Raw genomic sequence first — 5,845 nt, forward strand, 5'->3', positions numbered from 1 at the left:
CCCGCCATGAATGGCGAGGTTTTACGGCGCAGGGGATAAAATACTGCACCACACATCACGGTTGGCTTGTTCGATACCGAGAACGATGGTCTCTAAAATCAGAGGTAAAGGGGCGCCTTCTGCCAGCAACGACAACACATCCAACGCCGCGCCTTCTGCGGGTCGGGTGGGGTGAATCATCGGCAAGGCAGGATCAGCACCGCCATATTGCAAGCGTTGTTGACAGGCGGGGCATAACAAAGACCACAGCAAATCGGCATCCATGATGTTCTCTTAGCGATTCGCTCGCACCCATTTACGCCATTGCTCAAATAAATTGGCATCCAAAGCGGCGACCACCGAGCGTTGCCACAGGGCTCCATCCCAATATTCATCGTGTTCTAAGGTACACATCTTGCCACCGGCTTCTTCCAAAATCACACAGCCTGCGGCGTAATCCCATAGCCTTTGTCCACCGTGCAGATAGAGATCAAACCGACCTGCTGCGACATAACACCAATCGAGCGTAGAAGCGCCCAAATTGCGTTGGCTGCCACAGGGCGCTAACGACGCCAGACGGGTGGAAAGCTTACCGCTGCGCAAATATTTCACCTCGACTGAAGCGATGGTGTCAGACAACACCGCCGGCGAGGCTTTCAACGGCAGCGGCGTCCCATTCAGATATGCGCCATCGCCTTTGCGGGCATAAAACATTTCATTGCTGGCAGGGTTGTAAATCACCCCTAATACACTGCGGCCATTTTGCACCAAGGCCACTGAAATGGCGAAATAGGGGAGGCCATGCACAAAATTGGTGGTGCCATCGATGGGATCGACCACCCATAGACCGGTTTGTGCATGTTGTGCCCACAGTGCTTCTTGCTCTTGGGCGGTCATTTCTTCACCAAGAACCGGATAGGGCAAAATTTTAGGTAAATCACGCGCTAAAGCAGCCTGCGTTGCCAAATCGGCCTCGGTGAGCTGCGAACCATCGTGTTTACGTGTGGAATGCACCCGCAAAAAACGAGGCATGACCTCGGTTTGTGCAATGGTGTGAAGTGCTTGGATGACCTGATCGACAACCTGCATGAGGCTTCCTGACGCACGCCACAGCGGATCGCACTGCAGCGTATAAAGAAAATTGGGGTGGAGAAAAAATACCAGACAACAGAAAATACCCTCTCCGAATACGACTTTCAAGACAATGCCGCGATTTTTCCTTCCCGATCTGATTCCAGAACAACAACTTGTTTCACTCCCCGAACCTGTCGTGCGCCACATTCAGGTGTTGCGTTTGCGGCTTGGCGATACCATCGAACTGTTCGATGGACGCGGGGGTGAAGTGGTGGCCGAGATTACCCGTCTAGAAAAACGGCAAGTGTGGGTAACCACTCAACAACGCCAAGCCATCAGCCGTGAGTCGTCGTTGACTATCCATTTATTGCAGGCCATTTCGAGTGCCGAGCGGATGGATTTCACCCTACAAAAAGGCATTGAGTTGGGGATTGCCAGCTTCACCCCGATTCACAGTGAACGGGCGGCACGGCTACAAGGGGAACGTGAACAGAAAAAACACGCACATTGGGAAGGGGTCGCCATTGCCGCCTGTGAACAATGTGGCCGCAATACCGTGCCCATGATTCATCCACCACGCCATCTACACGAATTGACCGTCAACAGTTCGGCCCAGCATGTCTTACTCTCACCACTTGGGCAACACGCTTTGCGCGATATTGTTCAGCCCCCGCGTGAGATTGTGTTATTGGTTGGGCCCGAAGGTGGATTTTCCTCGGCAGAGGAACAGCAATGCCTCGCGATGGGGTGGCAGGCGTTGCGATTGGGGCCTCGCATCTTACGGACCGAAACCGCCGCCTTGGCGACTATTGCCGCCATGCAGGCCTGTTGGGGAGATTTTTAAGCAGAGGTGCGTTGTTCGGGCGCGAAGATTAAGCAGCCATCAATTAACAATTCATGTGGTGCCAGCGATAGCGAAGCCTTGTCCACCACCGGTCGCGCAAAGACATAGCGAATACCATTGACCTGCACCCACGCTGGAATCGCCACATCTTGAAAACGACCAATGCTGTCTTCCGAACGCTGATCGGGGTGGGTATGTTGCACGACCACGGGCGCCGGTGGCGGAGTCGCAACCGGTGGGGTTGCAGGGTATTCCCAATCTTGCGCCCGAGTATTGGCAGAACGGGGACGACCGGCTTGGCTCGAGGCTAACCACCAGCGCAAAATGGTCATCGGTAACACCACCCGATGCACTTTCTTATCATCGGTAATCACACAGGTCACCGGAAACTTGGCCTGACAATGTGGGCAGTGTGCTTCTGCTGCGAGCACAATTCTGTCCTGAACCAGTGTCATCACACCATACATATGTTCACCCGATACCAACTGGCGACAACGCACACAGTGTTTAGCGAATTGTCGCACGGCATTACCATTGGCAAAGGTAATGGGCAGAGAACGGGAAATTTTGGCGTATTTAGGCATAGCACATCATCACAAAAAGCAAGCGGGATGGTAGCAGAGAAGGCAAAAGCGGCCAAATCTGGCGCAGAAGGTGAAATGGTTGGTACATAGGGCAATGCTGTAACAGCCCCTCACCATGCCATATTGAATCAGCAACAGTGAATCTGTCGTTAAATCCAGCACGGACAAGGGGGGGCTGTTTACGCTGCTGGCTTAGATTTGCACCATCTCAAAATCATCTTTCCGTGCCCCACAGTCGGGGCAGGTCCAATTCATTGGCACATCTTCCCACCGCGTACCCGGTGGCAGACCGTCCTCGGGACGACCTTTTTCTTCATCATAAATAAAAGCACAAATCAAACACATATACGTTTTCATCTGACAACTTGGGCAACTCTGTTTTCACAGAGCGGGATAGCTTGGTGTTGAAAACACCCTGATGCCCGATTCTCCTTTCTTAAACGCTATCCTTAAAACAAACTGGCAAGGTTCTTCGCGAGATTTCTTGTGTTTCTGTTACAACTACAGCGAAAATAGCATTTTTTCATGCTGCACTGCTCCATTGCTCATAGGATATGGTCAATAGGACAGGCTACAACTGCCGATGATGTCGCACCATTCTCCCTACGCACCGCCTGTTTGTCTGCCCAATCTCGAGATACAACAGGCAGCACAAGCACGACAAGACCAGCTTACCAAACCACGCGGCAGTTTAGGACGTCTGGAGGATATCGCCATTCGCTTTGCAGGATGGCAAGGTAAAGTGTGTCCCGACGTCTTACAACCCGCTATCAGCGTGTTTGCCGCCGATCATGGGGTCAGTGTCGAAGGGGTGTCGGCCTATCCTGCTGAGATTACGGCCTTAATGGTCAGTAATTTCCTCGCCGGTGGTGCCGCCATCAATGTGTTAGCTCGACAACTGAATGCACCATTACAAGTGATTGATGTGGGTGTTGCCCATCCCATTCCACAGCCCGCAGTATGCCAACATGAGCTGATTCATGCCCGTATTCGGCATGGCACGGCGAATCTACGCCACCAAGCAGCAATGAGTGTGAATGAAGCCCTCTCGGCGATTCACCTTGGGCGCGAGGCAGCCAATCGCCAAATCGATCTCGGTGCCAATATTTTGTTGGCAGGTGAAATGGGAATCGCCAATACCTGCGCCTCTGCTGCCCTGATTTGTTATTTTACCGGCCATGCGCCAGCCGAGGTGGTTGGTCGTGGCACCGGTATTGATGATGTGACATGGCAACATAAACAACAGGTGGTGCATGATGCCTTAGCCCGTGTCGCTATTCAGCCGCCGTTATCTCCCCTCGCGGCATTAGCAGAGCTCGGTGGTTTAGAAATTGCAGCGATGGTTGGCTTCTATTTGGGGGCGGCACAAGCGAAAACACCGGTGTTACTCGATGGTTTTATTGCTACGGCGGCAGCGATTGTTGCTAATGCGATGGAACCGAATAGCAAATATTGGTGGCTTGCCAGTCATCGTTCACAAGAACAAGGCCACCAACTGGCGCTGAATTTTCTGGATTTAGAACCTTTGTTAGATTTGGGATTACGTTTAGGCGAAGGAAGCGGCGCAGCAATCTGTGTTCCGATGCTCAATCTAGCCATTCAACTACACAATCAGATGGCGACTTTCGACCAAGCCGCGATTCCTCAATCATGAGCGATCCTAGTTTTACCCTCACGCTTTGGCGGCATGGCGAGATTGCCAGCGGCAATCGGCTAGTCGGGCAGACCGATTTACCGCTGACCACGCTTGGCTGGCAGCAAGGCCTAGCCATGTGGCAACGCTTACAACAACTGGCGCCAGTATCCGCTTTGGCCTGTTCGCCGCTGCAACGTTGTCGGGCTGTCTTGGCCGAATTGCAAGCCTTACCTCCATCCGTAACGATTGCCTCCGGTTTTGCCGAGATGGATTTTGGCTGTTGGGAAAATACCCCAGTCGATCAACTGCCGACCGATTGGGTGGCGCAGTTACATCAAACGATACCTCCCACCGGCGGCGAGACGCTAACCGCCATGCAACAACGGGTTGAACAGGCTCTATTTGATTGGTTGGCACAGACTAACGGCGCTCACCGTGTGCTGTTGACCCATGCTGGGGTGATTCATTGTGCCCTCGCTGCGCTGCTACAGATTTCGCGCCAGCAAGCAAAGCAGATTGCTATTGCGCGGGGGGGAATGGTGCAACTGATGTTGCAATCACCGTCCGCCACGGATTTACCGGCCTATTTGACGCGATTGGAACCACCATGCGTGGTTTGATACTGGCGATTCAATTTCTCACCCGTTTACCGACACCACAATTTAAGCATTTTGATCCTGCTTGGTTAGCGGAATCGGCGAAGTGGTTTGCGGTGGTGGGGTTGATAGTGGGTGCGATATTGGCAGTCGCCATCGTCACCGCCAGCTATGTTGACCCTGTCTTTGCCGCCTTGTTGGGTGTCGTTGTTTGGGTATGGGTCACCGGTGGTTTGCATTTAGATGGTCTGGCTGATTTAGCCGATGGTCTTGGTGCCGCCCATCGCGATCCACAGCGTTTTTTGGCAGTGTTGAAAGACCCTCACCTTGGCAGTTTTGGTGTGTTAGCGTTGGTGTTGGCGGTGTTGAGTAAATGGAGTTTGTTGTGGCTGTGGGTACAACAGATGCCCACCGCACCGCAGGAAAAACTGTTATTCGCTGGCACGCTGTGTTTGATCCCTGCTTGGGCGCGTTTGTTTACGGTCTATTGGTCGCACAGTTTACCGGCGTTGAGTCAGGATAGCAGTGTCGATCTTTTTCGTTGGCAACTCGACCGTGTGGCGATATATGGCAGTGCCGTGTTGTTATGGTTGGCGTCGGCGTGGATTAACCCGTGGTTATGTCTGGCGCCGTTGTTGGCGTGGTGGTGGCGGCGATTTTTATGGCGGCGGTTAGGCGGTGTCAGTGGTGATTGCCTTGGCGCTGGTATTGAGATTGTCGAAATTGGGTTGTTAATGCTGGCATGTGTCGCTTCTGTGCTGCAGGGTACAAGAAGTCTATTATCTGTGGCGGCCATTTTTGCGTGATCCAAACGATGATATGGTGCTTGAGTGTGCAGTGGCATCGGGTAGCAGGTATCTGTTGACTTCCTCCCCGCCCTAAAGAGCGGGGATTCCTTCTGCAAGACGGCGAAGTCCCGCCGCGAGAATGTTTTTTGCCGCATTGGTGTCGCGGTCGTGTACTGCACCGCATTCGCTGCAAATCCATTCTCTTATTCGCAAACTTGCCCTACCTTTCGGACTGCTGTTGGGGATTTCTCCGCAGCACGAGCATGTTTGGGTTGAAAACGCTTCGTTGATTTCCTCGAACACCACACATTGCCTTATGGCTTTGTACTTGAGTTGTGTTCTGA

The 5,845-nt window shown here is 52.8% G+C and carries 9 protein-coding genes; 4 read left to right on the top strand and 5 right to left on the bottom strand.

Features of this window, described 5'->3' with window-relative positions; all coding sequences use genetic code 11:
- Nucleotides 1–21: 21 nt before the first annotated feature.
- Nucleotides 22–264: a hypothetical protein gene (locus tag G465_RS0112365; RefSeq protein WP_022654755.1), complete on the bottom strand. Its 243-nt coding sequence runs from the start codon at nucleotides 262–264 to the stop codon at nucleotides 22–24.
- A 9-nt stretch (nucleotides 265–273) separates the two neighbouring features.
- Nucleotides 274–1,068: an inositol monophosphatase family protein gene (locus G465_RS0112370; RefSeq protein ID WP_022654756.1), complete on the bottom strand. Its 795-nt coding sequence runs from the start codon at nucleotides 1,066–1,068 to the stop codon at nucleotides 274–276.
- Between the two features lie 115 nt (nucleotides 1,069–1,183).
- On the opposite strand from G465_RS0112370, the gene G465_RS0112375 reads away from it, so the two are divergent.
- Nucleotides 1,184–1,897: a 16S rRNA (uracil(1498)-N(3))-methyltransferase gene (locus G465_RS0112375; RefSeq protein ID WP_022654757.1), complete on the top strand. Its 714-nt coding sequence runs from the start codon at nucleotides 1,184–1,186 to the stop codon at nucleotides 1,895–1,897.
- On the opposite strand, the gene G465_RS0112380 is transcribed toward G465_RS0112375, so the two are convergent.
- A complete protein-coding gene (locus G465_RS0112380; protein WP_022654758.1) occupies nucleotides 1,894–2,481 on the bottom strand; it encodes a hypothetical protein in 588 nt (195 codons plus the stop codon). The two genes, G465_RS0112375 and G465_RS0112380, sit on opposite strands and share 4 nt — an antisense overlap.
- Before the next feature lie 192 nt (nucleotides 2,482–2,673).
- A complete protein-coding gene (locus tag G465_RS0112385) occupies nucleotides 2,674–2,838 on the bottom strand; it encodes a rubredoxin (protein ID WP_022654759.1) in 165 nt (54 codons plus the stop codon).
- 226 nt (nucleotides 2,839–3,064) lie between these two features.
- On the opposite strand from G465_RS0112385, the gene cobT reads away from it, so the two are divergent.
- Genes cobT through G465_RS0112400 form a run of 3 tightly spaced genes read left to right on the top strand, consistent with a single transcriptional unit; the run spans nucleotide 3,065 to nucleotide 5,519 of the window.
- Entirely contained in the window at nucleotides 3,065–4,135 is a 1,071-nt protein-coding gene (gene cobT, locus G465_RS0112390) for a nicotinate-nucleotide--dimethylbenzimidazole phosphoribosyltransferase (RefSeq protein WP_022654760.1), read from the top strand.
- A complete protein-coding gene (locus tag G465_RS0112395) occupies nucleotides 4,132–4,737 on the top strand; it encodes a histidine phosphatase family protein (protein WP_022654761.1) in 606 nt (201 codons plus the stop codon). Before cobT ends, G465_RS0112395 begins: the two co-directional genes overlap by 4 nt.
- Nucleotides 4,725–5,519, top strand: a complete 795-nt coding sequence (locus G465_RS0112400) for an adenosylcobinamide-GDP ribazoletransferase (RefSeq protein ID WP_022654762.1) — start codon at nucleotides 4,725–4,727, stop codon at nucleotides 5,517–5,519. The genes G465_RS0112395 and G465_RS0112400 overlap by 13 nt, the downstream gene beginning before the upstream one ends.
- A 72-nt stretch (nucleotides 5,520–5,591) precedes the next feature.
- Here G465_RS0112400 and G465_RS15685 read toward each other — a convergent pair.
- On the bottom strand, nucleotides 5,592–5,845 hold a 254-nt coding region (locus G465_RS15685; RefSeq protein ID WP_155846567.1), incomplete at its 5' end, for a zinc ribbon domain-containing protein.

Origin of the sequence: Aquaspirillum serpens DSM 68, from assembly GCF_000420525.1 — a bacterium.
Classification (GTDB): domain Bacteria; phylum Pseudomonadota; class Gammaproteobacteria; order Burkholderiales; family Aquaspirillaceae; genus Aquaspirillum; species Aquaspirillum serpens.